Genomic DNA, 2,500 nt, shown 5'->3' with positions numbered 1-2,500 from the left:
TAGGTCCATATTCTTTACTTTTAAATCATCGTTATCAATCCAGTTATATAGGGTTTTCGTGCAAGGAACGGAATCGAATGTATTTTTTTTGCATGGCCCACAACAACGTCGGGTGACCAGTTGTCTTTCAATATTTTCTTCTTAGCGAATAATATAAATTCCCATGAAGCCATCAAGATAGTCGGAGCACCACAGTTTCTTCTGTTCTCCTCATAAACACGTGCACCAGCGTCAGGAAAGTATTTCTTGTAGAGTTTACGATTGGTATCGATTTGTTCGACTGTGCCCCGCTTTAGTTCTCGATTAAAGTGACCGTTATAAAATATGTTCACTTAATTATGACCCAAGAAGTCACAATAGTTACTTCATTATATCAAAATTCAATACTATCATAGCCAAATATATTGGATTTTCCCCTCATTTGATAAAGTCGCCACATTAACCATCGAAGATATGGCTGACATCAAAATGACAACTAGAAAAAGTGAATACATCATAGGTATTGCTAAGTTAATGAAAAATGGAGAACTGACAAAAGAGAAATTACTGAGTATGGATGAATTTAAGCAGGTAGAAAATGCGTTGATCAAAATTCGTGATTAAAAGAAAAGGACCAATTTTGAACTCTCTTAACAAAATTGATCCTTTAATGATTTTAAAAATCTCTCTGAGAACGTTTATATACATTCAAGGTAATCAGCCAACTAATGACAATGATTCCTGAAAAAAGTAATAGCAGATTACTATACAAATAAGTTGATTGATCAAGGTCCATAGGTAGCAACTTCTGATTCAGTAAGCGTACAGATAATAAACCACCAACAATTGCAATACCTATTCCCTCTGATAAAAAACTGGTAAAATTAAGCAAACTCATTCCGGCACCAGCTTCCTTTTGTTTCAAACTACTTGAAACAATTGTAGATATAACTGTTTTGGTGAATGACAGCCCACCAAAAACAAAAACTAATATAATTGTCAGTAACCATGGTGTTACTTCTAAAAAAAAGGCAGCAGTTAAAAAGCTAACAGAAAGAAATGTAACTCCGATGTTTAACACGTATAAAGGACCTCTTCTATCAACAAGTATCCCACCAATGTAGCCGAAAATAATGACACTCATTGTTCCAGGGAAAATAATTACACTTCCGATTTCGGCAGTACTTAGCTGGTGAACATCTTTCATCATATAAGGAACCATAGAGACAAACCCTGCTACTGTTCCAAATATAATTCCCCCACAAAGAACTCCAATCATAAAAGGTATATTTTTCCCTAATCCGGGATCAACAAAAGGATCTGTTACTTTCCTGATATGTTTTACAAATATCAGGAATGACAGCACGCTAACGATAAGAAAAGAAATGCTATATGATGTTGTAAACAACATAAAAAATACAATGCCTACAGACATTAGTATAATTCCTTTGATATCAAAATGACCTTTTATCCTTACTTCTTTCTTTAATAATTTCATAAGAAACGGAACAGTGATAATTGTTATCATAGGAATGAGTAGAAGATAGGACCAATGAATATAATGGGCTATCATTCCACCAATCGCTGGACCGACTCCTTCTCCCATGGCTACTATCGATCCAATAAGACCAAATGCTTTACCCCTATTTTCCTTTGGAATATAGCGCGCAACTACAACCATTACGAGTGCTGGAAATGCAGCTGCACCAGCCCCTTGAATAAAACGAGCCATAATAAGTAAGGAAAAGAAAGAATGGCCAACAAACCCAATTACCGACCCGAAACAATTTATTATAATTCCAAATAGGAGTAACCTTTTGATGCCTAATTGATCAGATAGCTTTCCATATACAGCTGTTCCAATGGAAAAGGTTAACATAAAGGCTGTGTTCACCCAGCTTGTACTCGCCGGTGATTTATTAAAATCATTTGCAATATCAGGTAATGAGACGTTCAAAACCATTTCATTTAATACGCTAAAAAAAGATAGAACGCAAAGCCAAATTAAAATTTGGTTGTGTCGTAAATTTGATTGTGAATAAGACGTATTCACATTTCGCCCTCCAATAATGAGGGTAGACGTAGTTTATAGGGTTAATGATACGCTTCCCTCTTTTAATTGAACCCTGTTACATTCATTACACTTCATAATTAATTCCTCCTAAACTTGATTAAAACATTTTACCACATATAGAATAAAATTTAAACCTAAATTGCAATATTAAATGCAACACTTTATGTGAAACCACTATATAAGGTTTTTATGTCAATTTGTTGATTATGTGGCCTAGGCCACACAATCAACGAATTTCGCAAATTTTCCGGGGGAATGTATTCATCCAATTGGCAACTTCTGCAATGCGCTGGTCTGAGTATGCATGAATCGGTTGCCCTTTCTTTATAAAACGTCTGAGTAGCCCATTATGACGTTCATTCGTCCCTCTCTCCCAAGATGCATATGGATGCGCAAAATAAACATCTATTCCCATTTCTTTTCCTTGTGCGCTAAGTTCACTAAATT

General features: G+C 35.2%; 4 protein-coding genes. 1 reads left to right on the top strand and 3 read right to left on the bottom strand.

All coding sequences use genetic code 11. From position 1 onward, the window contains the following. Window positions 1-468: 468 nt before the first annotated feature. Complete coding sequence (locus ACFQ0V_RS01525) at window positions 469-603, top strand: hypothetical protein (protein ID WP_324234507.1); 135 nt, start codon at window positions 469-471, stop codon at window positions 601-603. Between the two features lie 52 nt (window positions 604-655). On the opposite strand, the gene tet(L) is transcribed toward ACFQ0V_RS01525, so the two are convergent. From tet(L) to ACFQ0V_RS01510, 3 genes are all read right to left on the bottom strand, one after another. Next, entirely contained in the window at window positions 656-2,032 is a 1,377-nt protein-coding gene (gene tet(L) / locus ACFQ0V_RS01520; RefSeq protein WP_381008957.1) for a tetracycline efflux MFS transporter Tet(L), read from the bottom strand. A gap of 33 nt (window positions 2,033-2,065) precedes the next feature. After that, window positions 2,066-2,128 carry a tetracycline resistance efflux system leader peptide gene (locus tag ACFQ0V_RS01515; protein WP_012779615.1) on the bottom strand — a complete coding sequence of 21 codons (63 nt, stop codon included), beginning with the start codon at window positions 2,126-2,128 and terminating at the stop codon, window positions 2,066-2,068. A gap of 151 nt (window positions 2,129-2,279) precedes the next feature. Then, the coding region (locus ACFQ0V_RS01510) for an IS30 family transposase (protein WP_381008955.1) at window positions 2,280-2,500 on the bottom strand (221 nt) is incomplete at its 5' end.

This window comes from Savagea faecisuis, assembly GCF_042675605.1.
GTDB classification, from domain to species: domain Bacteria; phylum Bacillota; class Bacilli; order Bacillales_A; family Planococcaceae; genus Savagea; species Savagea faecisuis.
Note: the sequence above shows the minus strand (reverse complement) of the source record. Positions and strands in the feature narration are given on the sequence as shown.

Coding starts and splice junctions, on each gene's coding strand:
- ACFQ0V_RS01525 (WP_324234507.1), top strand. CDS start 469: ATGACAACTAGAAAAAGTGAATACATCATAGGTATTGCTAAGTTAATG.